Below are 20,720 nucleotides of genomic sequence, written 5' to 3'. Positions count from 1 at the left end.
GCGATGGCGACCATCGCCTTGATCCGCTCGCCCTCGGACGGGGTGCGTCCGGTGGTCGGGTCGGTGGTCACGTCCCCGACGCTGAAGATCCCGAACTGCGTGCTGGGTGAGCTGTCGTTATTCCGGCGCACCAGAATTCCTTACGGGTGAGGGCGGGGGCGAAGCCCGAACTGTGCCGACGGTGTCGCCGGTCCGCCGAGGCTACGGGCCCACGACCGGGAATCTTGTCGCAGAACGCACGAGGTCTTGCCCTGGAGAGCACGCTGTCCGGCAGACGCCGTCGTCGCCCACAGCGGCCGTACGGCCGTGCTCTTGGCCTCCGAGGACCGCCCGGTTCGACGCTGGACGCACGGGGCGTCGCGTCAGGGGGCACCCGCCGCCAGACCCCACGCGGTCACCGCCGGTACCGGCGCCGGAACGGCGTGCTTGCCGGTCCGTGCACGGATGTTGTCCGCCAGCGCAGTCACCCCGGCCGGATGCCGACGACGGAGCCCAGGGATCACCGAGGCTTACCTCACGCTGTAGGAAAGGCAGGGTCCCGCTTCCACTGCCTGTAGGAAGGGACCGAGGAAAGGAACGGTATGGCGGACGGGCTGGGGCGGGCACGGGTGGGCAGCGAGGTGCTGCAGGAGCTCTTGGAGGAACTGGCCGGCAGACTCCGGCGTTCCGTGGTGCTGGACGACCCCCTGGTCCGCTTGATCCACTCCAGCCGGCATTTCGACGACGCCGATCCGGTGCGCGTGCGCAGCCTGTTGCAGGGGCGCGCGGACGACGAGATCGTCCGGTTCGTCCTCGGCCAGGGCGTCGCGCAGTGGTCGAAACCGGGATACATCGAGGGCTGTGACGATCTGGGCCTCCGCAGCCGCTACTGCGTGCCGCTGCGCGAACGCGGTCACCTGCTCGGCCTGCTCATGATCGTCTCGCCCGACAAGGACCTGACGGCCGGCGAGACGGCCGACATCGACAAGTGGGCCCGGCTCATCGCCGCCCAGATGTACGCGGAGCAGCTCGCGGGCCGCGCCGAGGAGGCGGAGGCGCGGGAACAGCTGCTGGCCCTGGTGGGCGCCGACCCCACCGCGCGGGCCGCCGCCGCGCACCACTTCCTGACCACCGGTGGCGCCGCGGAAGCCCGGCATGTGCAGGTCAGCGTGGTCCAGGTGACACGTACTCACCAGCCGCCCGGACACGTGGAGACGGCGTTGCGCGGTGCCCTGGAGTCGGTTCGCCGCAGCCGGTGGGTCCGGGACGTCGTCGCCGTCACCTCCGGCCGGGCCGTGCTGCTGCGGTTCGGCGAACGGCCGCCGGAGCCGCAGGCCCTGCGCAACCAGTCGCGGGACATCCTCGAAGCGCTGGAGACCTTCCTCGGCGAGGACATCGACGCCGTAGTCGGAGTCGGCGGTGCCCAGCCGGGCGTGGCCGATGCCTGGGTCTCCTACGAGCAGGCACTCGTCGGGGCCCGCGCCGCACGCCGGCTGCCGCACCTGGACCGGGCCGGCCACTGGGAGGAACTGGGGGAGTACGGCGTGCTGCTGCACGTGCCGGACCGGGTCCTGAACGCCTCCTTGCTGCCGCAGGCCCTGCGCACCCTCCTCGCCGCCCCCGGCGGTCCGCGCCTGGTGGAGACGCTCGGCACCTTCCTGGAGCACGCGGGGTCGGTGCCGCGGACCTCGGAGGCCCTCCGGATCCACCGCACTTCCTTGTACTACCGGTTGCGGCAGGTGCAGGAGATCACCGGACTCGACCTCGACAACGGTGCCGACCGTCTCGTCCTCCACCTCGGCCTGCGCCTCCACGGCCTCCTCGAACCGGCAGGCGGCGGCCCCGGCGATCGAGCGGACGGCGCCGCACCTGGGCGTGCACCGGCCTGATCCCGGCGGACAGCCGGCCCCACCGCTACAGAGTGACGTGGTTTTCGCGAGCCGATCCCTACGGAGCGCGGTGGTGCCCGAGAGGCTCGCTCGCTGACACTGATCGCGCGGCATCGGCCACCGCCCGAACGGCGGCCGGGACGGATGCGCCAGGCAGGACGAGGCAGGGGGAACGGGAATGACCACGGGCGAGCTGACGACGAACGACGGCGTACGGCTGACCTATCGGGACAGCGGTGGGGACGGCGTCCCGCTGCTCATGCTGCACGGCTGGGGACAGACGCAGGAGATGTTCCGCCACCAGGCGTCCGGACTCGGAACCGGCCGCCGCGTCGTCACCCTGGACCTGCGGGGCCACGGCACCTCGGAGAAGCCCCGCCACGGCTACCGCATCGCCCGGCTGGCCCGGGACGTCCTGGACCTGGTCGACCACCTGGAGCTGAAACGCTTCGACGCACTGGGCTGGTCGATGGGGGTGTCCGTGTGGTGGAGCTTCATCGACCAGTGGGGGACCGGCCGGATCCGGCGGTTCGTCGCCGTGGACCAGCCCGCCGCCGTGGCGGCCGTGCCCTGGATGAGCGCCCGCGAACAGCGTGAAAGCGGCGCCATCTTCGACGTGGCCGGCTTGCTGGAACTGGCCGTCGCTCTGGCCGGGCCGGACGGTGAACAGGTGCGCTGGAAGTTCGTGCGCGGCATGTTCTCCGGCACCCCGGACCCGGGCCTGCTCGCCTTCGTCGCCGAGCAGGTCCGATCCACCCCGCCGTACGCCGGTGTCCCCCTGCTCTTCGACCACTGCGCACAGGACTGGCGGGACGTCCTGCCCCGCGTGGACGTGCCGACCCTGGTGATGGCCTGCGACGGAAGCCATGTCGACCCGGCCTCGCAGCGCTACATAGCCGACCGCGTCCCCGGAGCGCGGCTGCATGTCTTCCCCACCGGCGTGGCCTGCAGCCACTTCCCCTTCCTGGAGAACCCCGCCGCGTTCAACGAGGTGGTCGACGCCTTCCTGTCCGAGCACCCCTGATGACCGGGCAGCCCTGATCTCCGCTTCCCGCCCTTCTGCCCCTCCCTTTTTCACCCCTTCCTTTCTTATCTCTGTCTCTCCTTTGTCCGCGACTGGAGTTTCCTATGACCAGGTCGGTCATCTCACGCATGCCCGAAAACCCGGCGCAGCGCATTCATCGGGTCACCCGGGGTGCCGACTCCGGGAATTACAGAACACTTCCCTGGACGTCACGGGAAGCGGACGACGCCTTCCTGTATCTCGGACTGATATGCCGGTCGCGGGACACGGATACCGGCGAGGACTCGCACTCCTCCCTCGGCCTCGGCGACATGGTCCTGCTCGACGCCCCGCAGCACCTGCTGCTCTCCCATGACCCGAGGTTCGTCTTCTTCCGCGTCGCCTGCTCCCAGCTCGGCATCGCGCCGGCGGACCTGCGGCACCTGTCGCAGGTCCGGGTCGACGCGGCCGGCGGGATACCGGGACTGATCGCCGGTTTCCTCGACACGCTGACCAACGAGAGCGACCTGCGGGACACGGCGGCCGGCAGGCGGCTGGCGCTCAACGCCGTGGACCTGATCGCCCTGCTCGTGGCCGACCTGCTGGAGCCCCACCGGTCGGCCGCGTCCGACGTCGGCAACGACCTGATGGTCAGGATCCGGTCCCACATCGAGGAGAATCTCATGGACCCGGACCTGTCACCCGACTCCATCGCCCGGGCCCACCACATCTCCGTCCGGTACCTGCACAAGCTGTTCCACTCCGGCGGCACGACGGTGGGCACCTATGTACGGCAGCGCAGGCTGGCCGCCTGCCGCCTCGACCTCGGCCGCTCACGGAACCGCCGGCGCACGGTCGCGGCCGTCGCCCAGACCTGGGGCTTCGCCAACCCCTCGCACTTCAGCCGGCTGTTCCGCCAGACCTACGGCCTGTCGCCCAGTCAATGGCAGGTCTCGGTCTCCGGCGCGCACCAGGACGGTGCGTCCCCGCGTGCGCTGTGAGACCGGCGTCGGTGCACGGATGTGCCGTCCGTGCGCCGACGCGTTCGTAACCTGATCCGACGGGCCCGCGCGGCCCGCGACGGCGGGCCCCTTCGCCCCGCCTCCTTCGTCGCCCCCACCCTCCGGGACGCCCGGACACCCGCACCACGAGGAGCTGCAATGTCCCACACCATCGAGCCGGTTCAGCCCGTCCTGGAGCCGGCCGCGGCCGCGTTCGCCGAGGCCACCGCCCATCCCCCCTACCTGTTCGACCTGCCTCCGGCGGAGGGCCGCAAGGCAGTCGACGACGTGCAGTCCGGCGACATCGCCAAGCCGGACGTCGACGAGGAGTGGATCACCGTCCCGGGCGGCCCGACGGGCAGCGTCCGGGCCCGCATCGTCAAGCCCGTCGGCACCGACGGTGCCCTGCCGGTGATCCTCTACATCCACGGCGCGGGCTGGGTCTTCGGCAACGCGCACACCCACGACCGCCTGGTCCGCGAACTCGCCGTCGGCGCCGAGGCGGCCGTCGTCTTCCCCGAGTACGACCTCTCCCCCGAGGCCCGCTACCCCGTGGCCATCGAGCAGAACTACGCGGTCGCCCAGTGGATCGTCCAGCAGGGCGCGGCCAAGGGCCTGGACGGTTCACGGCTGGCTGTGGCCGGGGACTCCGTCGGCGGCAACATGACCGCCGCCCTGACCCTGATGGCCAAGGAACGCGGCGGCATCCAGCTGGTCCAGCAGGTGCTGTTCTACCCGGTCACCGACGCGAGCTTCGACACCGGCTCCTACCACCAGTTCGCCGAGGGCTACTTCCTGCGCCGCGACGGCATGCGGTGGTTCTGGGACCAGTACACCACCGACGAGGACCAGCGCGCGGAGATCACCGCTTCTCCGCTGCGCGCCACCACCGAGCAGCTCACCGGTCTGCCGCCGGCGCTGATCATCACCGCCGAGGCCGACGTCCTGCGCGACGAGGGTGAGGCCTACGCGGGCAAGCTCCGCCGGGCGGGAGTGCCCGTCACCGCCGTCCGCTACCAGGGCGTCATCCACGACTTCGTCATGCTCAACGCCCTGCGTGAGACCCACGCCGCCCAAGCCGCCATCACCCAGGCCGTCACCGTGCTCCGCACCGCGCTCGGGTCGGTCTGAGAAGGAACAGGACCACCATGTCCTCTGCCTCCCCCACCGTGGTCCTCGTGCACGGTGCCTTCGCCGACGCGGCGAGCTGGCTGGGCGTCATCGATGAGCTGCAACGGGCCGGCGTGTCCGTCGTCGCGGTGGCGAACCCGCTGCGCGGCCTGGCCGCCGACGCGGCCTACGTGGCCTCCAGGATCGCCCAGATCAGCGGTCCGGTCGTCCTGGTGGGCCACTCCTATGCCGGTGCGGTCATCACCGTCGCCGGGACCGTGGGGAACGTCGTCGGACTCGTCTACGTGGCCGCCTACGCCCCGGCGGAAGGGGAGAGCCTCGGTGCGCTCCAGGACCGTTTCGCTCCCACGGCCCTGGCGGACCACCTGCAACGGTGGAGCTGTCCGGTCGGCGGCGGGGAGGCGGCCACCGAACTGAGTGTGACGCCGGAGGCGTTCGGCGAGATCGTGGCGGGTGATGTCTCCCCGGCCGTCGCCCGAGTGCTGGCCGCCACCCAACGGCCGCTCGCGGCCTCGGTGTTCACCGAGGCACCCACGACGGCCGCCTGGCGCACCAGGCCCTCCTGGGTCCTCGTGGCCGGCGCGGACCGGGCGATCAACCCCGAGGTGGTGCGGTTCGGTGCCGAACGGGCCGGCGCGACCACCATCGAGGTGGACGGCGCCTCACACGCCGTGGCCGTCTCCCGGCCGGCGACGGTGGCCGATGTGATCCGTGAGGCGGTCGGGAGCGCGAGGTGACCACCGTACGGCGACCACAGCGCGCCCACCTCGACCGGCTCTCCCGGCAGAACGGGAAGGCTCCGCCCGCTGGTCCGCCGGCCTCGTCCGCCGTCCCGGGCGTCAGGACGCGTGCAGTTCCCACCATTCGAGCGGCGAGTAACCGAACGTCTCGCGGAAGACGCGGCTGAAGTGCGGCGGGCTGACGAAACCCCACCGCTTGGCCACGGCGGAGACCACCGGCACGGCACCTTTCGCACCGGCCAGTTCCCGGGCGCTCTTCTCCAGCCGGCGCTGACGGACGAGCCGGCTCACGGTGACGCCCTCCGCCTCGAAAACGCGGTGCAGATACCGGACGGAGATGTGGTGCTCCGCCGCGACGGTCCTCGGCGACAGCCCCGGGTCCCCGAGGTGGAGGTCGATGTACGCGCGCACCCGTGCCGCCAGCGCGTTGTGCTCGCCGTCCGCTCGGGGGCCGCCGGCCGGGCCGTGCTCGGCCACCAGGGTGGCGAAGAGGTCGACGACATGACCGGCCAGCCGGCCCGCGACGGCAGCGGAGTACATGTGCGTCGAGGTGACCAGGGTCGCCAGGAAGGGCACCAGCAGCGCGCCGGTCCCTTCCGCCGTGTCGATGACCGTGCCGGACAGCCGGTCGATCCGGTCGTCGGGCAGTCCCAGGTTCCGGCGGGGGATGTGCAGGATGCGGGCGGCGAACCGTTCCGGGTACTCCACGGAGTACGGGCGGGCCGTGTCGTAGACGATCATCTGCCGCTCGCCGACCGTGGCGCGCTGTCCGGCCTGGGTGAAGTGGGCCTTCCCCCGCATCTGTATGCCGATGGCCACCAGGGCCTCGCCGGAGCGTGCGATGTGCGCCCTGGTACGAGTGGTGCGCTGGGCGTCGGCCTCGACGGCGGAGAGCCTGACGTAGCCCAGGCGGTCGGAGGCGATCCGGCCGGCGAACCGGCGATCGTCCTGCGGTGTGACGCTCATCGGCACCAGGGCGCTGCTGACGACCGTGCGCCAGTAGTCGAGCTTGTCCTGGTCCGGAACGGCATCCGTCGTCAGCAGCGGACTCACTTGACTCTCCTCTTCCCCCTTACGGCACGGGCCGGGCCCCGCTGCTTCCCAGCCAATCAGGGGGCACCGCCGGGCTCCAGGCAGAAGGGAGGCAGAACAGCAGGCAGAAAGCCGGGGAGCGGGGGAGCGGTCGGCGTGCGCTGCCGGAACAGGGGTGTGCGCGCGGAGCACCGGCCCGGGCGGCGCCGGGAGCCCAGGCTCTCAGGACAGCCGCCGTCCCCGGGCGGCCCGGGGAGGGGGGCCGGTTGGCGGCTGGTGGGGCGGTGCGGCACCGGGCACGGCAGGTCCGTCCCTCACGTGGTGGGCGGGTCGAGGGCGTCCAGCCGGTCCCGGGCGGTGGCGACGTGCGCCGGGTCGGCGTCGGGACCGAGGGTAAGGACGCGGTGCAGAGCCTCGTACGCGGGTGCGGTCCTGCCGGTGGCCAGCAGTGCTTCGCCGAGCCTGGTCAGATAGCGGCTCTCCAGGGCGGTGTTGCCGCCCTTGCGGCAGATGTCGACGGCGATCTCCAGGTGGGTGACGGCCTCCTCCCACCGGCCGAGCTGGCCGGAGCTCCGGCCGATGCCCTCGTGGGCGCCGAGCCGGGTCAGCTCGGCGATGTGCGGTTCGAGGTGTTCCTCGTGCTCCTCCAGCCGGTCCAGCAGCTCCCGGTAGATCGCGATGGCCTCTTCGTCGCGGTGCTGCTGGGTGAGGATGCGGGCCCGGTTGTGGAAGGTCTGCAGGAAGCCGTGGAGGTCACCGGCGGCCTCGAACAGGCGGGCGGCGCGCTCGTTGTGCTCGATGGCCTGCTCCGACTGGTCCAGGAGGTTGTGCGCCCAGGCGCTGTACACGTGGGCCCAGGCCTGCTGGGTCAGGTCGCCCGCGCGTTCCGCGGCGGCCAGGGCCTGCGCGGACCGGGCGAGACTGTCGTGGTGCCGGCTCTCGCAGACCAGCAGCGCCCAGGCGTGGTAGTTGAGCTGGGTGGCTTCGAGCAGGGGGTCACCCAGGGCCCGCGCGGCGTCGACGGCGGTGGCGAAGACCTCGGGCCAGTGCCCCCAGAAGATCCACTGGTCCGAGAACCAGTGCAGCGACTCGGCGACCTCGACCACCGTGGCGTGCTCGCCCGCCGCCGCGGCGGCGTGGAAGGCCGCCAGCCAGTTGAGCCCCTCGTCCTGCAGCCACTCCCGCGCGCGTTCGGCACTGGACAGGTCGACCGTCCCCTGCCAGGACGCGGGCGGGGCCCCGTGGCCGGGTTCGTACCAGCGGCCGGCGACGACGGTGGTCTCCAGCAGCCACCGGTGCATCGCCGCGCGCGCGGCGTCGGCCGCGCCGGGTTCTTCTTCCGCCGCCAGCAGGGTCCGCGCGTACACACACAGCAGATCGTGCAGCCGGTAGCGGTCCCGGTCGGTGCCGAGCAACCCGGCCTCGACCAGTTCCTCCAGGGTGTCCTCCGCGTCGAACAGGCCCTGGCCGGTCAGCACGGCGGCGCAGGCGACGCCGAGGTCCGGGCCCGGGACCAGCGACAGAAGCCGGAACATGCGGGCCGTACCGGAAGGGAGCTGCCGGTAGGACAGGTCGAAGGCAGCCGACACCCGGACGTCCCCGGCGGTCAGCACGTCGAGTCGCCGCTCCTCCTGCGCCAGCCGGTCGGCCAGGCGGCGTACCGACCACCCGGTGCGGGTGGCCAGCCAGTTGCCCGCCACCCGCAGCGCCAGGGGCAGGTGCCCGCAGCGTCGGGCGACCTCGGCGAGGGCGGCCGGGTCGGCCGCCGCGCGATCGGTCCCGACGAGCGAGGAGAGCAACACGGCCGCCTCCTCGGCGCTCAGCTCACCGAGCGGCAGCCGGCGCACGCTGTCCAGTCCCGTCAGCATCCGTCTGCTGGTCACCAGGACCATGCCCGCGCCGGCGCCCGGCAGCAGCGGGCGCACCTGGGCCTCGTCGCGCACGTTGTCCAGGATCAGCAGGCAGCGCCGCTCGGCCAGGAGGTGCCGGTACAGGTCCGGGCGCCGTCGCGGTCCGGCCTCCAGCAGGTCCCGGTCGGAGACCGACAGCGCCTTGAGGACGGTGAGCATCAGCTCCTCCGGTGCCGGCGGTGTCTCGTCCGTGCCCCGCGCGTCCACCACCAGTTGCCCGTCCGGGAACCGGTCCGCGAGCCGGTGCGCCGCGTGCAGCGCGAGGGTGGTCTTGCCCGTGCCGGGCGGCCCCGAGACGGTCACCACGACCGGGGGTCCGGCCGTGGTGCCGGACTCACCCCCGGTGCTCCGTGCGGCGGCCTGGTCGGCGTAGGCGGTCAGCCGGGTCAGTTCCTCCCCGCGGCCCACGAAGTCGTCGACCCCCCGGGGCAGGGCCCGAAGCCCCGAACCGGCGGACATCGGGAGGCGCCCGCCGCGCGCGGATGCGAACAGACGTTCCCGCTCCGTGTCGTCCAGGTGCAGGCCGTCCGCGAGGGCGGCGACCGTACGGCGCTGGGGAGCCGCCCGCCGCCCCCGTTCCAGGTCCCCGATGCCCCGGACGCTCACCCCGGACGCCTCGGACAGGCCCTCGATCGTCAGTGACGCGGCCAGTCGCAGCTCACGCAACAGGGCTCCGAACGCTTCCCCTCCCATGACCGCCCCCCGGTTCTCCTGTTGGCCGCACTCCCCGTGAGCCCGCCCGGCCGATCATACGAGGCGCGGTGAAAGCACAGGTCAAGCCGGTAGGCGGGGGGCGCCGCCGGGGTCGGGCGGTGCGGCGCCCACGAGGTTCGGCCAGGGCCGCGGACAGGGGTGCCGGGCCCGCCCGCGGCACCCACAGCCCTCACGGCGCCGCGAAGCGCCCGCCGACGGGACGTCAGTACGGCTCCGGGCCGGGCATCACGTGCATGGCCGCTTCCTCCGCCGACGACCCGGCTCCGTCCAGCCCCAGGCCGGACGCGAACAGGCCCGACTCGGTGTTCGTACGGCTGCCCTCGTCCGGCGCGACCAGCCGTCCCGCCCGCGCGTCCCCCACCTCGTCGTCGATCAGCTCCCCGGCCGAGCCGCCGAGGCCGCCGAGCCCGTCGCCCTCCAGGACCTGGGTCCCGCACCTCGATGCCGAGCCCATGGACCCCGTGCGCCGGCACCGGCCGCCACGCCCGGCCGGAAACCGTGCGCCCATGAGACACGACAGGGCGCCGTCCGCACGATGGGACCGGCGGCACCGCCCTCCTCCTCCACACCTCCCGCCACCCGCGGCGGAACCCCCCGGGAAGCGTTCGTCCAGCGACAACGGCACATGCGCTGAGCGTCAAAGGACGCGCCCACGCGTCCCTAGGGTCTCCGGGCAAGCCGCAGTCGCGGATCCTCCTCCCGGGAGACCCCATGAGCCAGCACCTCACCCCGGTCCTGCGCGCCGTCACGGCGGTCGTCAGCGTCCCGGACCGGCGCGGGGCGCCGTTGCCCGCCCGGCTCCGCTACGACCGGGCGGACCCGTACGCCGTCCGTCTCTCCCTGGGACGGCCCGGGACGGGACCGGTGGACTGGGTGTTCGCCCGCGACCTGCTCGCCGAGGGGCTGCGCCGGCCGGCCGGGGAGGGAGACGTCCTGGTCTTCCCCCGCCACGGGTGCCTCCCCGACACCCTGCGCATCGTCCTGCGGCGGCCCGGCGCGGGCGCCGCGCTGGTCGAGCTGCCGGCGTCGGAGACCGAACGCTTCCTGCGGGACACCTGGGAACTGGTGCCCCCGGGGACCGAGACGGCCCACGCCGGCATCGAGAGCGGACTCGCCCGGCTCACCGCCCGGCGTGACTGAGCCGCGCCCGGTCCTTCCGCGGCGTTCAGAGGAGCCCGGCCCGCCCCGGCGCGGCGCTCACAAGCAAGCCTCGGGGCGCACGCGGACAAGTGCCGCCCTCGCTCGTCGGTAACTTGACGTGCGTACCCGCGGCTTCGGTACCGGCGAACGAGTCGGTACCGCACCGTTCGTCCGCGCGCGGCCACGGCGCCGGCGCGCCGCCGCCCGCTCCGGCACCCCACACCCCGCGACACCCCCACCGAGCGGGCCGTGGCTGTCGTCGAGGACGCCGCGACGAGCACCGCGAGCAGCCCCCGGCCCCTTCGGACGATCCCGTCCACCGGGTCGCCACGAGCAGGAAGACCACGATGAACACACCGATCCCACGCCGCACCCTGACCGCGTCCATGATGGCCGGCGCCGCCGCCCTCGGCACCGCCGGCCTCGCCCAGGCCGCCCCGTCACCGGCCGCCGACCGCACGTCCGCCGCCCGGCCGGCCCTCCCCACCATCGTGCTGGTGCACGGCGCCTTCGTGGACGCCTCCAGCTGGAGTCCCGTGGTCCGGCTGCTGCTGCGCCAGGGCCACCGCGTCATGGTCCCGCCGAACCCACTGCGCGGGGTGGCGGCCGACGCCGCTTACCTCCGCGGTGTCGTGGACGGCGTCGACGGTCCCGTCCTGCTCGCCGGCCACTCCTACGGCGGCTCCGTCATCAGCCGCGCCGCGGTCGGGTCGGCCAAGGTCGAGGGGCTCGTCTACATCGCGGCGTTCGTCCCGGACGTGGGGGAGAGCGCCGCGGAGCTGAGCGGCAAGTACCCGGGGAGTTCCCTGGCCGAGACCACCGTCACCCGGACGTACCCGCTGCCGGGTGGGGGCACCGGCGAGGAACTGCTCATCCGTCAGGACCTGTTCCGTCATCAGTTCGCGGCCGGGGTGCCCCGCACCACCGCGGCCACCATGGCCGCGGGACAGCGCCCCATCACGGTCGCGGCGTTGAACGAGAAGGCCACCGCGGCGGCCTGGAAGACGCTGCCCACCTGGTACCTGATCGCCACCGAGGACCGCAACATCCCGCCACGGGCACAGCGCTGGATGGCCACGCGCGCCAAGGCCCGCACCGTCACCGTCCACGCCCCGCACGCCGTCACCGTGAGCGACCCGCGCGCCGTGGCCGACCTGCTGGACAAGGCCGCGCGCAGCCGCGCCGGTCACTGACCTCCCGCCCCGGCGCGGACGGGACGACGCGGAGACACCCCCACTGCGGCGCCCTCCCCGTCGTCCCGCCCCCGCGGGCCACGCCCCTCCGGTACGGCGGGCCGATTCCGTCCTGTCACCCGCGGCGCAGCAGGTACTTGTGCCGGCCCGAGAGCACCAGCTCCCCGCGCTGGTTGTGGACGGTCGCCGCGGTGGTGACGACGCCCTTGTCGCCGTCCGGGTCCAGGGCGGTGACGGTGAGCGCCGGATACAGGGTGTCCCCGGAGTGCACCTCCTTCAGGAAGCTGCAGGACAGTTCGAGGAAGCTGATGAACACCTCGCCGATGAAGTGCGGGAACAGGGTGGCGCCCGGCGCGGTGAAGGCGAGCACCTGAAGGCCGTGGACGACCGGTGCGGAGTGCCCGTGCCGACGGGCCCACTCCGCGTCGTAGTGCACCGGGTGGTTGTCGGCGGAGACGGTCTGGAAGGCCGCCGCGTGCGCGTCGGTGAGGGTGCGGCTGGGCGCGCGGAACACTTCGCCGACGCGCAGGTCCTCGAAGCTCCTCGCCGGGACCACCAGGAACGAGTCGGGGGCGAACGGCTCCGGTGCGTCGGTGGCCGGTTCGGCGGTGGGCTCACTCATCGGGCTCTCCTCTTGGGCGATGTGTGCGGTGTGTGCGGTGTGTGCGGTGTGAGGTGCGGGACGCGGGTGTGCGTTCACTCGCGCGGGGCGACGCGGGCGGCCAGCAGATTGGGGTCCTCGTCGGTGAAGTAGGCACCGCTGGCGACATAGGCGGCGGTACCCCGCACGGCGAGCGAGGTCGGGTTCTCGATGCCGTCGGCACCGGTCAGCACGGTGGTGTGGGTGCCGTCCGCCCTGACCAGGGCCACCTCGTTGTCCGCGTTGAGGGCGGCGAGGAGCGTGTCCCCGCGCCCGGTGAACGCGAAGTCGTCGATGCCCACGAGGTCCTCGGCGCGGGTCTCGGCCCGGCCGGCCGCGCCGTGCCGGGTGACCGGGATACGGAGCACGGTGCCCCGGTCCAGGTTCGAGACCCAGACCGCGCCGTCGCGGACCTTGATGCCGTTGGCACCGAGGAAGCCGTCGGCCGCCAGCTCGGGCGCGGTGCTCCAGCGGACGGGAGTGCCGCCGCTCACCGGGACACGCCAGACGGTGCCGAGGACCGAGTCGGCGACATACAGCCGGTGCTCCTCGCGGTCCAGGGCGAGGCCGTTGGGCAGGGCCCCGGCGGGGAGGGCGGCGATGCGCTGCGGGGTGCCGCCGGGCCGCAGGCGCCACACACCGGTCAGGTCGCTGCCGCCGGTCGCGTAGACGAAGTACAGCGTTCCGTCGCCGGTGCGGACGACACCCCCGAGGAACGGCTGGGTGAGCGCCGGGGTGACGGAGCCGGCCGGCGGCTCGGGCAGGGTGGCGAGGACGCGGACCGTGCCGTCGCGGCCGATCCGGGCGACCTGCCGGCTGTAGGCGAAGGTGACGACGGCGCTGCCCCCGGGCTCCAGGGTGATGTTCTCCGGTCGCTGCCCGTCGGTGATGTCCAGGTGCGCGACGAAGTGCACATCGGGTCGCGGGGCCGCGCCGGCCGCGGCCACCGGGCCCGCGGCGGTCAGGGCGAGGGCCGCCGCGACCGCCGAGGCCAGCAGGCCGGTACGCGTACGGGGCAGATGATTCGGCATGGTGCTTCTTTCCTCGCTCGTTCTTCGGGCGGGCGGCGGAAATCCGCCACGCGCCGCTTCGGTCGGATCACGCTCCATTGAATGGGCTGCGAAGCCGCGCGGTTTGACCCTGGACGCACCGCGCGCAGTGCGCGAGCGCACCGTGCGCGACCGGTCCTTCCGACCGGCACGGAGAGGAAAGGCCGACGGGACACATGGGGCGGACAGACCGGGACCGAGCGGCCGTCCTCGGTGGCCGAGGGGTGGGAAAGCGGACCCGGCTCCCGTGGGCGCGGTGATGACAGCGCGTCCACGGGAGCCGGGCCGGACGAACGGGAGCGGCTACTTCGACGTCGCCTCGATGGCTTCCTCGATGAGGGCGACGACGCGCCCCGGGTGGGCGAGCATGACGAGGTGGGAGGAGTCGACCTCGACCGTGGTCATGCCGGCGCGCTCGTAACCGAAGCGCTCGACGTCGGGGTTGATGGTGCGGTCGGAGGAGGAGACCAGGCCCCAGGACGGCTTGGTCTTCCAGGCGGCGGCGGGAGCCGCGTCGGCGAAGGCCTGTGCGGCCAGGGGACGCTGCGAGACCGCGAGCACTCTGGCGAGATCCGGGTCGACGTCAGCAGCGAAGATCGACGGGAACTCGTCCACCACGACCGACACATCGGTGCCCGGGGCGTCCGAGCCCGCCACGGGGAAGGGGGTGTAGACCAGGGCCGCCGCCAGGTCGGAGTCGGGGAAGCGGCCCTGCAGCTCACCGAGGCTCTCGCCGACCTCCAGGGCGTAGCCCGAGAGGTAGACCAGGGCCTGCACGTTGTCCTCCACACCGGCGACCGTGATGACGGCGCCGCCGTAGGAGTGGCCCACCAGGATCACCGGGCCCTCGATCTGCCGGACGACCGAGGCGATGTACGCCGCGTCACCGGTCAGGCTGCGGTTGGGGACGGCCGGCGCGACGACCTTCAGGCCGCGCTTGAGCAGTTCGGGAATGACGCTCGCGTAGCTGGAGGCATCGGCGAACGCGCCGTGGACCAGGACAACGGTCGGCTTCTCGGAACGGGACATGACGGGCTCGTTTCTCTTCTGCGGGAAAACTTGTTCCGTGACATGGGGAGATGTCACCACGGCGTACGGCCGGAAAGAGGCGGACCACTGCCGCGGACACGGATCAACCTAGGGACGATCACCGGCCGGATTTTTCTGTGGGCGCCCCGATCATTGCCCGAGCGCGCTCCGGCGCGCGCACGAAAAACCGCGTCGACGAACGGGGCGAAAGGGAAGAACGGCGGAAGCGGCAGCGGGTGCCGCACGGCCCGTCAGCCGTTCCAGCCGTCCAGGAAACCGAGCAGCTCCGCGTTGACGACCTCGGGCTTCTCCTCCTGGCACAGGTGTCCGCATCGGGGGATCGCGACGCCGCGGACGTCGCGGGCCATGCCCTTCCAGACGTCCAGCACGTCGTACGCTCCGCCGACGGCGCCGAAGTCCTCGCCCCACATCGTGAGCACCGGGCATTCGATGAGCCGGTCGGCGTCCTCGCGGTCCTGGGCGACGTCCTCGGGAGCCGCGCGGTAATCCATGCACGAACCGCGCACCGCCCCGGGCTGCCGGTAGGCGCGGACGTACACGTCGATCTCCTCGGCCGTCAGCATGTCCGGGTCGTACGACCAGCCGCGGTAGAAGTGCGTGAGCCAGGCTTCCTCGTTGCCCACGATCAGCGCCTCGGGCAGGTCCGGGACCTGGAGAAAGGTGAAGAACCAGTACCCCTGCCGGGCCAGCGCCACGTCGTAGGTGTCGGCGATCACACGGGTCGGGATGTTGTCCATGGCGACGAACCGGTCGATCCGGCCCGGGTGGTCCTTCGCGAACCGGGTGCCCACCCGCGCCCCTCGGTCGTGGCCGACCAGCGCGATCTTCTCGTGGCCGAGGTGGTCCATCAGGGCCACGACGTCGCGGGCCATCGTGCGCTTGTCGTACCCGGACGCCGGCTTGTCGGTGTCGCCGTACCCGCGCAGATCGGGTGCGATGACGGTGTACTTCTCCGCGAGGACGGGCAACTGCTTGCGCCAGCCGTACCACGTCTCCGGGAAGCCGTGCAGCAAATAGACCGGCGGGCCCTCACCGGCGCTGACCCAGTGCTGCTTGATTCCGTTGAGCACCCGTGTGTGGTGGGTGACTTCCGGCGTGACTGTCATCTCGACTCGCAGGTCTCGGAGGAACGGCGGAGACGTCGCCGGCGGACGGACCGCACGACGTCGGGGTGGGGGCGGCCGGAGGGGCCGGGGGTGACGCGATCCGCGGGCCGGCCCTCGCACACCTCGCGCAGTCGGGCCTCCCGCCTCCGGCCGCTCTCCGGTGTGCCGGACTGCCGGACGGTCAGCGTGGCCATCGGTGCGCCTCTCCCGTACGCGGCTGTGCGCGGTCCAGTAAAGGTCCGCCGGTGGCGATCCCATAGGGCCGGCACCACGTAGTGCGGTGTCGGCACACAGCGATGCGCTCAGAGGCGGACGACGCCCCGGCGCGGCCGGCCTCCGTGCGGACGGGGTGCCCCCGCGGCCGGCGTGCGCTCCGGGTGACCACGCGGTGCGCTGACGGGTCAGGACCCCCCTCGCCGCGTTCCTAGCCTGGCCGCCACTCTGGCCGACCGATCCGAGGAGTGCCGTGGCCAAGCAGAGCGTTGCCGAGCAATATGTCGACCTTCTGGCCCGTGCGGGTGTGGAACGGATCTACGGGGTGGTGGGCGACAGTCTCAACCCCGTGGTCGACGCCGTGCGGCGGCACGGCGGGCTGGACTGGGTCCAGGTGCGGCACGAGGAGGTCGCGGCCTTCGCCGCCGGGGCCGAGGCGCAGTTGACAGGCCGGCTGGCCGCCTGCGCCGGCTCGTGCGGCCCGGGCAACCTGCACCTGATCAACGGACTGTTCGACGCCCACCGGTCGATGGCTCCGGTCATCGCGCTGGCCGCGCAGATACCCAGCGGTGAGATCGGCACCGGTTACTTCCAGGAGACCCACCCCGACCGGCTGTTCGCGGAGTGCAGCCACTACTCGGAGCTGATCTCCTCGCCCCACCAGATGCCCCGCGTGGCGCGGACCGCGATCCAGCACGCGGTGGGGCGGCGCGGTGTGTCGGTCGTGGCGCTCTCCGGCGACGTGGCGGACCAGGACGCCCCGAGCGGCGGGACCGAGCCGGCCCTGCCGTTCGGCCTGCCCGCCATCCGTCCGGCCGACCAGGAGCTGGCCCGGCTGCGGGACCTGGTGGACGGCGCGGAGAAGGTCACCCTCTTCTGCGGCCGGGGCGTCGCGGGGGCCCACGCGGAGGTGATGGCATTCGCCGGGAAGATCAAGGCCCCGGTGGGGCACGCTCTGCGGGGCAAGGAACACATCCAGTACGACAACCCGTACGACGTCGGGATGTCCGGCCTGCTGGGCTACGGCGCCGCGCACGAGGCGATGCACGAGTCCGACCTGCTGATTCTTCTCGGCACGGACTTCCCGTACGCCGACTTCCTGCCGCGGAACGTGAAGACCGTGCAGGTCGACATCGAGCCCGAACGGCTGGGGCGGCGTACCTCACTGGAACTCGCCGTCTGGGGGGACGTACGGGAGACGTTGGCGTGCCTGACCCCGATGGTGCGGGAGAAGGAGTCCCGGCACTTCCTCGACCGGATGCTCCGGCGCCACGCCCACGCGCTGGAGAAGGCCGTCGGCGCCTACACCCACGACGTCGAGACCCTCACCCCGATCCACCCCGAGTACGTGGCGTCCGTGCTGGACGAGGAGGCGGCCGACGACGCCGTCTTCACCGTGGACACGGGCATGTGCTGCGTCTGGGCGGCCCGTTACCTGACGCCGAACGGCCATCGCCGCATCCTCGGCTCCTTCGTGCACGGCTCGATGGCCAACGCCCTGCCGCAGGCGATCGGCGCCCAGTTCCTCGACCGCGGGCGGCAGGTGGTGTCCCTCTCCGGCGACGGCGGGTTCTCCATGCTGATGGGGGACTTCCTCACCGCGGTCCAGTACGACCTGCCGGTGAAGGTCGTCGTCTTCAACAACTCCTCCCTCGGCATGGTCGACCTGGAGATGATGGTCGACGGCCTGCCCCCGCACGGCACCGCCTATCCCCGCACCGACTACGCGGCCATCGCGACCGCCGCCGGGGCCCGCGGCATCCGCGTCGACAGGCCGGGCGCGCTGCGAGGCGCGCTGCGTGAGGCGTTCGCGCACGACGGGCCGGCCCTGGTCGACGTGGTCACCGATCCCGACGCGCTCGCCATACCGCCCAGGACCACCGCGGAACAGGTCAGCGGCTTCGCGCTGTCCGCGGGCCGCAGCGTCCTCACCGGCGGAGTCGGACGGATGATCCACCTCGCCCGCACCAACCTGCGCAACATCCCGCGCCCCTGAGGTCCGGTCATCCCGTGGGCCCGGCCGGCCGGCACGCGTCCCGTCCGACATGCGGCCCGGGAGGTCTTCACCCTGGTCAGGACGGCACCGACCGAACCCCGTTACCGGGGGTCCGTGGGACGTGAGAGGGTCTGACGCGTGAGTGAGACACCCCCGAACACCCTGCAATACCGCTTTGACGGGCCAGAAGACGCTCCAGTCCTGATCCTGGGTCCCTCACTGGGTACCACCTGGCACATGTGGGACCGTCAGGTCCCGGAGCTGGCCAAGCAGTGGCGGGTCCTCCGGTTCGACCTGCCGGGACACGGCGGTGCCCCGGCGTACCCCGCCGGCTCCGTCGCCGACCTCACCGGCCGGCTGCTGGCCACGCTGGACGCGCTCGGCGTGCAGCGGTTCGGCTACGCGGGCTGCGCGCTCGGCGGCGCCGTCGGCATCGAGCTGGCCCTGCGCCACCCCGAGCGGGTCGCCTCGCTCGCGCTGGTCGCGGCCTCCCCCCGGTTCGGCACCGCGGACGAGTTCCGGCAGCGCGGAGTGGTGGTCCGTACCAACGGGCTCGACCCGATCGCCCGGACCGCGCCCGACCGCTGGTTCACCGGCGGGTTCGCCGCCGCGCAGCCCGCGATCACCGAGTGGGCCGTGCAGATGGTCCGTACCACCGACCCGGGCTGCTACATCGCCGCCTGCGAGGCGCTGGCCTCGTTCGACGTCCGGGCCGAGCTCGGCCGGGTGGGCGTGCCCACGCTGGTGCTGGTCGGCTCCGACGATCAGATCACCGGCCCGGCGGAGGCCCGTACGCTGGTCGCCGGCATCCCCGACGCCCGGCTCGCGGTCGTGCCCGGCGCCTCCCACCTGGTGCCGGTCGAGCAGCCCGCCGCCGTCACCGACCTGCTCGTCCACCACTTCTCCACCGCCTGGCAGCAGCCCTTCGACACCGGGCAGACCGCCCTGCCGGCCGCCGTCGCGCCCGCCGTCCCGGCGCCCGCCCCGGTGGTGCCGGCGCAGGCCGCGCCGGTCGCCGAGATCGCCCCGGCCGCCGTACCGGCCCAGGCCGGCCAAGCGCCCGACCGGTACGAGACCGGGCTGAAGATCCGCCGGGAGGTGCTCGGCGACGCGCACGTGGACCGGACGCTGGCGGACGCCGACGAGTTCTCCGGGGACTTCCAGGACTTCGTCACCCGCTACGCCTGGGGCGAGATCTGGGACCGGCCGGGCCTGGACCGCCGTACCCGCAGCTGCGTCACGCTGAGCGCGCTGGTCGCCGGCGGCCACCTGGAGGAGCTGGCCGCCCACACCCGGGCGGCCCTGCGCAGCGGACTGACCCCGGCCGAGATCGCCGAGGTGCTGCTGCAGACCGCCGTCTACTGCGGGGTCCCGGCCGCGAACAGCGCGTTCCGGGTCGCCCAGCGGGTCATCCGCGAGGAGACCACGCCCGCCGGGTAGTGCCGCGCGCGGCGGGCGCGGGCGTGAAGATGGGAGACATGAAGCTCACGAAGAAGTCCCACGCCTGCGTCCGCCTCGACAAGGAGGGCCGGACGCTCGTCATCGACCCGGGCGCCTTCTCCGAACAGGACGCGGCGCTCGGCGCGGACGCCATCCTGATCACGCACGAGCACCCGGACCACTTCGACGAGTTCCGGCTGCGGGCCGCCATGGAGGACAACCCGGCCGCCGAGATCTGGACGCTGAAGTCCGTCGCCGAGCGCCTCTCGGCCGCCTTCCCGGGCCGGGTGCACACCGTCGGCCACGGCGACACCTTCACCGCCGCCGGCTTCGACGTCCGGGTGCACGGCGAGCTGCACGCGGTGATCCACCCCGACCTGCCGCGCGTCACCAACGTCGGCTACCTGATCGACGACGGCGCCCTCTTCCACCCCGGCGACGCCCTCACCGTCCCCGACCAGCCGGTGCGGACGCTGCTGGTGCCGGTGATGGCCCCCTGGAACAAGATCTCCGAGGTGATCGACTACGTCCGCGAGGTCGCCCCGCGACGCGCCTACGACGTCCACGACGCCCTGCTCACCGACCTCGCCCTGCCGATCTACGAGGGCCACCTCGGCCGGCTGGGCGGCACCGACCACCAGCGGCTGGCGCCCGGGGCGGCGGCGGAGGTCTGAGCCCGTTGTCACAGGCTCCGGGTAGGTTGTGAGGCATGCGCATCGCCACCTGGAACGTGAACTCGATCACCGCCCGCCTGCCCCGGCTGCTGGCCTGGCTGGAGAGCAGCGGCACCGACGTGCTGTGCCTCCAGGAGGCCAAGATCGCCGAGGAGCAGTTCCCGTTCGACCAGCTGCGCGAGCTGGGCTACGAGTCGGCGGTCCACGCGACCGGCCGGTGGAACGGCGTGGCGGTGCTCTCCCGGGTCGGCCTGGAGGACGTGGTCAAGGGCCTGCCCGGCGACCCCGGCTACGACGGCGTGACCGAGCCGCGCGCCCTCTCGGCGACCTGCGGCCCGGTCCGCGTCTGGTCGGTGTACGTGCCCAACGGCCGCGAGGTGGGCCACCCGCACTACGCCTACAAGCTCCAGTGGTTCGAGGCCCTGAAGGCGGCCGTGCACGGCGACGCCCGGGGCAGCCGCCCGTTCGCGGTCCTCGGGGACTACAACGTGGCCCCGACCGACGACGACGTCTACGACGTGACGGCCTTCGAGGGCTCCACCCACGTCACCCCCGCCGAGCGCGCCGCGCTCGCCGCCCTGCGCGAGGCGGGCCTGGACGACATCAAGCCGCGCCCCCTGAAGTACGACCAGCCGTTCACCTACTGGGACTACCGCCAGCTGTGCTTCCCGAAGAACCGCGGCATGCGCATCGACCTGGTGTACGGCAACGAGCCGTTCGCCAAGGCCGTCAAGGACGCCTACGTCGACCGCGAGGAGCGCAAGGGCAAGGGCGCCTCCGACCACGCGCCGGTGGTGGTCGACCTGGACGTGTGATGCCA

Annotated in this window: 18 protein-coding genes; 11 read left to right on the top strand and 7 right to left on the bottom strand. The window is 72.8% G+C overall.

Features of this window, described 5'->3' with window-relative positions; all coding sequences use genetic code 11:
- Nucleotides 1-581: 581 nt before the first annotated feature.
- The 5 genes from IH25_RS0109710 to IH25_RS0109690 all read left to right on the top strand — a co-directional run bounded on the left by IH25_RS0109710 (nt 582) and on the right by IH25_RS0109690 (nt 5,740).
- The gene (locus tag IH25_RS0109710; protein ID WP_051753855.1) at nt 582-1,868 is read left to right on the top strand and encodes a PucR family transcriptional regulator; all 1,287 of its coding nucleotides are present in this window, start codon (nt 582-584) and stop codon (nt 1,866-1,868) included.
- Nucleotides 1,869-2,046: 178 nt separating this feature from the next.
- Entirely contained in the window at nt 2,047-2,892 is an 846-nt protein-coding gene (locus IH25_RS0109705) for an alpha/beta fold hydrolase (protein ID WP_030606060.1), read from the top strand.
- Nucleotides 2,893-3,020: 128 nt separating this feature from the next.
- Complete coding sequence (locus tag IH25_RS37440) at nt 3,021-3,872, top strand: helix-turn-helix transcriptional regulator (RefSeq protein WP_157846956.1); 852 nt, start codon at nt 3,021-3,023, stop codon at nt 3,870-3,872.
- Between the two features lie 159 nt (nt 3,873-4,031).
- Complete coding sequence (locus IH25_RS0109695; protein ID WP_030606055.1) at nt 4,032-5,003, top strand: alpha/beta hydrolase; 972 nt, start codon at nt 4,032-4,034, stop codon at nt 5,001-5,003.
- A 17-nt stretch (nt 5,004-5,020) separates the two neighbouring features.
- Nucleotides 5,021-5,740 (top strand): alpha/beta fold hydrolase, encoded by a 720-nt coding sequence (locus IH25_RS0109690; RefSeq protein ID WP_030606053.1) that lies wholly within the window; start codon nt 5,021-5,023, stop codon nt 5,738-5,740.
- Nucleotides 5,741-5,842: 102 nt separating this feature from the next.
- On the opposite strand, the gene IH25_RS0109685 is transcribed toward IH25_RS0109690, so the two are convergent.
- The 3 genes from IH25_RS0109685 to IH25_RS0109675 form a co-directional block, all read right to left on the bottom strand.
- A complete protein-coding gene (locus IH25_RS0109685; protein ID WP_030606050.1) occupies nt 5,843-6,796 on the bottom strand; it encodes an AraC-like ligand-binding domain-containing protein in 954 nt (317 codons plus the stop codon).
- 293 nt (nt 6,797-7,089) lie between these two features.
- Nucleotides 7,090-9,378 carry an ATP-binding protein gene (locus IH25_RS0109680; RefSeq protein WP_030606048.1) on the bottom strand — a complete coding sequence of 763 codons (2,289 nt, stop codon included), beginning with the start codon at nt 9,376-9,378 and terminating at the stop codon, nt 7,090-7,092.
- Nucleotides 9,379-9,601: 223 nt separating this feature from the next.
- The gene (locus IH25_RS0109675; protein WP_342447342.1) at nt 9,602-9,853 is read right to left on the bottom strand and encodes a DUF5709 domain-containing protein; all 252 of its coding nucleotides are present in this window, start codon (nt 9,851-9,853) and stop codon (nt 9,602-9,604) included.
- Nucleotides 9,854-10,110: 257 nt separating this feature from the next.
- Here IH25_RS0109675 and IH25_RS0109670 point away from each other — a divergent pair, with 257 nt between their 5' ends.
- Together IH25_RS0109670 and IH25_RS0109665 are read left to right on the top strand one after the other, a co-directional pair.
- The gene (locus tag IH25_RS0109670; protein WP_078844188.1) at nt 10,111-10,539 is read left to right on the top strand and encodes an SsgA family sporulation/cell division regulator; all 429 of its coding nucleotides are present in this window, start codon (nt 10,111-10,113) and stop codon (nt 10,537-10,539) included.
- A 347-nt stretch (nt 10,540-10,886) separates the two neighbouring features.
- The gene (locus IH25_RS0109665; protein WP_030606041.1) at nt 10,887-11,732 is read left to right on the top strand and encodes an alpha/beta fold hydrolase; all 846 of its coding nucleotides are present in this window, start codon (nt 10,887-10,889) and stop codon (nt 11,730-11,732) included.
- Nucleotides 11,733-11,847: 115 nt separating this feature from the next.
- Here the strand turns inward: IH25_RS0109665 and IH25_RS0109660 are convergent, their stop codons facing one another.
- The 4 genes from IH25_RS0109660 to IH25_RS0109645 all read right to left on the bottom strand — a co-directional run bounded on the left by IH25_RS0109660 (nt 11,848) and on the right by IH25_RS0109645 (nt 15,541).
- Complete coding sequence (locus IH25_RS0109660) at nt 11,848-12,354, bottom strand: MaoC family dehydratase (RefSeq protein WP_030606039.1); 507 nt, start codon at nt 12,352-12,354, stop codon at nt 11,848-11,850.
- Between the two features lie 74 nt (nt 12,355-12,428).
- Nucleotides 12,429-13,403, bottom strand: coding sequence for an SMP-30/gluconolactonase/LRE family protein (locus IH25_RS0109655; protein WP_030606037.1), 975 nt, complete (start codon nt 13,401-13,403; stop codon nt 12,429-12,431).
- A gap of 321 nt (nt 13,404-13,724) precedes the next feature.
- Nucleotides 13,725-14,450 carry an alpha/beta fold hydrolase gene (locus IH25_RS0109650; protein WP_030606035.1) on the bottom strand — a complete coding sequence of 242 codons (726 nt, stop codon included), beginning with the start codon at nt 14,448-14,450 and terminating at the stop codon, nt 13,725-13,727.
- A gap of 251 nt (nt 14,451-14,701) precedes the next feature.
- On the bottom strand, nt 14,702-15,541 hold the full coding sequence (locus IH25_RS0109645; RefSeq protein ID WP_245172739.1) for an alpha/beta fold hydrolase: 840 nt from the start codon (nt 15,539-15,541) through the stop codon (nt 14,702-14,704).
- 502 nt (nt 15,542-16,043) lie between these two features.
- On the opposite strand from IH25_RS0109645, the gene IH25_RS0109640 reads away from it, so the two are divergent.
- The 4 genes from IH25_RS0109640 (at nt 16,044) to IH25_RS0109625 (ending at nt 20,715) form a co-directional block, all read left to right on the top strand.
- Nucleotides 16,044-17,786 carry a pyruvate dehydrogenase gene (locus tag IH25_RS0109640; protein WP_030606030.1) on the top strand — a complete coding sequence of 581 codons (1,743 nt, stop codon included), beginning with the start codon at nt 16,044-16,046 and terminating at the stop codon, nt 17,784-17,786.
- A gap of 138 nt (nt 17,787-17,924) precedes the next feature.
- On the top strand, nt 17,925-19,226 hold the full coding sequence (pcaDC, locus tag IH25_RS0109635; RefSeq protein WP_030606029.1) for a bifunctional 3-oxoadipate enol-lactonase/4-carboxymuconolactone decarboxylase PcaDC: 1,302 nt from the start codon (nt 17,925-17,927) through the stop codon (nt 19,224-19,226).
- A 38-nt stretch (nt 19,227-19,264) separates the two neighbouring features.
- A complete protein-coding gene (locus IH25_RS0109630) occupies nt 19,265-19,900 on the top strand; it encodes an MBL fold metallo-hydrolase (protein WP_030606027.1) in 636 nt (211 codons plus the stop codon).
- 35 nt (nt 19,901-19,935) lie between these two features.
- Nucleotides 19,936-20,715, top strand: a complete 780-nt coding sequence (locus IH25_RS0109625; protein ID WP_030606025.1) for an exodeoxyribonuclease III — start codon at nt 19,936-19,938, stop codon at nt 20,713-20,715.
- Nucleotides 20,716-20,720: the final 5 nt, after the last annotated feature.

This window comes from Streptomyces achromogenes subsp. achromogenes (genome assembly GCF_000720835.1).
Classification (GTDB): Bacteria; Actinomycetota; Actinomycetes; order Streptomycetales; family Streptomycetaceae; genus Streptomyces; species Streptomyces achromogenes.
Note: the sequence above shows the minus strand (reverse complement) of the source record. Positions and strands in the feature narration are given on the sequence as shown.

Excerpts from the sequence above, each read along its gene's own strand:
- IH25_RS0109625 (WP_030606025.1), top strand. The coding sequence starts at position 19,936 with ATGCGCATCGCCACCTGGAACGTGAACTCGATCACCGCCCGCCTGCCC.
- IH25_RS0109670 (WP_078844188.1), top strand. The coding sequence starts at position 10,111 with ATGAGCCAGCACCTCACCCCGGTCCTGCGCGCCGTCACGGCGGTCGTC.
- IH25_RS0109665 (WP_030606041.1), top strand. The coding sequence starts at position 10,887 with ATGAACACACCGATCCCACGCCGCACCCTGACCGCGTCCATGATGGCC.
- IH25_RS0109680 (WP_030606048.1), bottom strand. The coding sequence starts at position 9,378 with ATGGGAGGGGAAGCGTTCGGAGCCCTGTTGCGTGAGCTGCGACTGGCC.
- IH25_RS0109690 (WP_030606053.1), top strand. The coding sequence starts at position 5,021 with ATGTCCTCTGCCTCCCCCACCGTGGTCCTCGTGCACGGTGCCTTCGCC.
- IH25_RS0109655 (WP_030606037.1), bottom strand. The coding sequence starts at position 13,403 with ATGCCGAATCATCTGCCCCGTACGCGTACCGGCCTGCTGGCCTCGGCG.
- IH25_RS0109650 (WP_030606035.1), bottom strand. The coding sequence starts at position 14,450 with ATGTCCCGTTCCGAGAAGCCGACCGTTGTCCTGGTCCACGGCGCGTTC.
- IH25_RS0109630 (WP_030606027.1), top strand. The coding sequence starts at position 19,265 with ATGAAGCTCACGAAGAAGTCCCACGCCTGCGTCCGCCTCGACAAGGAG.
- IH25_RS0109710 (WP_051753855.1), top strand. The coding sequence starts at position 582 with ATGGCGGACGGGCTGGGGCGGGCACGGGTGGGCAGCGAGGTGCTGCAG.
- IH25_RS37440 (WP_157846956.1), top strand. The coding sequence starts at position 3,021 with ATGCCCGAAAACCCGGCGCAGCGCATTCATCGGGTCACCCGGGGTGCC.
- IH25_RS0109705 (WP_030606060.1), top strand. The coding sequence starts at position 2,047 with ATGACCACGGGCGAGCTGACGACGAACGACGGCGTACGGCTGACCTAT.
- IH25_RS0109660 (WP_030606039.1), bottom strand. The coding sequence starts at position 12,354 with ATGAGTGAGCCCACCGCCGAACCGGCCACCGACGCACCGGAGCCGTTC.
- IH25_RS0109675 (WP_342447342.1), bottom strand. The coding sequence starts at position 9,853 with ATGGGCTCGGCATCGAGGTGCGGGACCCAGGTCCTGGAGGGCGACGGG.
- IH25_RS0109695 (WP_030606055.1), top strand. The coding sequence starts at position 4,032 with ATGTCCCACACCATCGAGCCGGTTCAGCCCGTCCTGGAGCCGGCCGCG.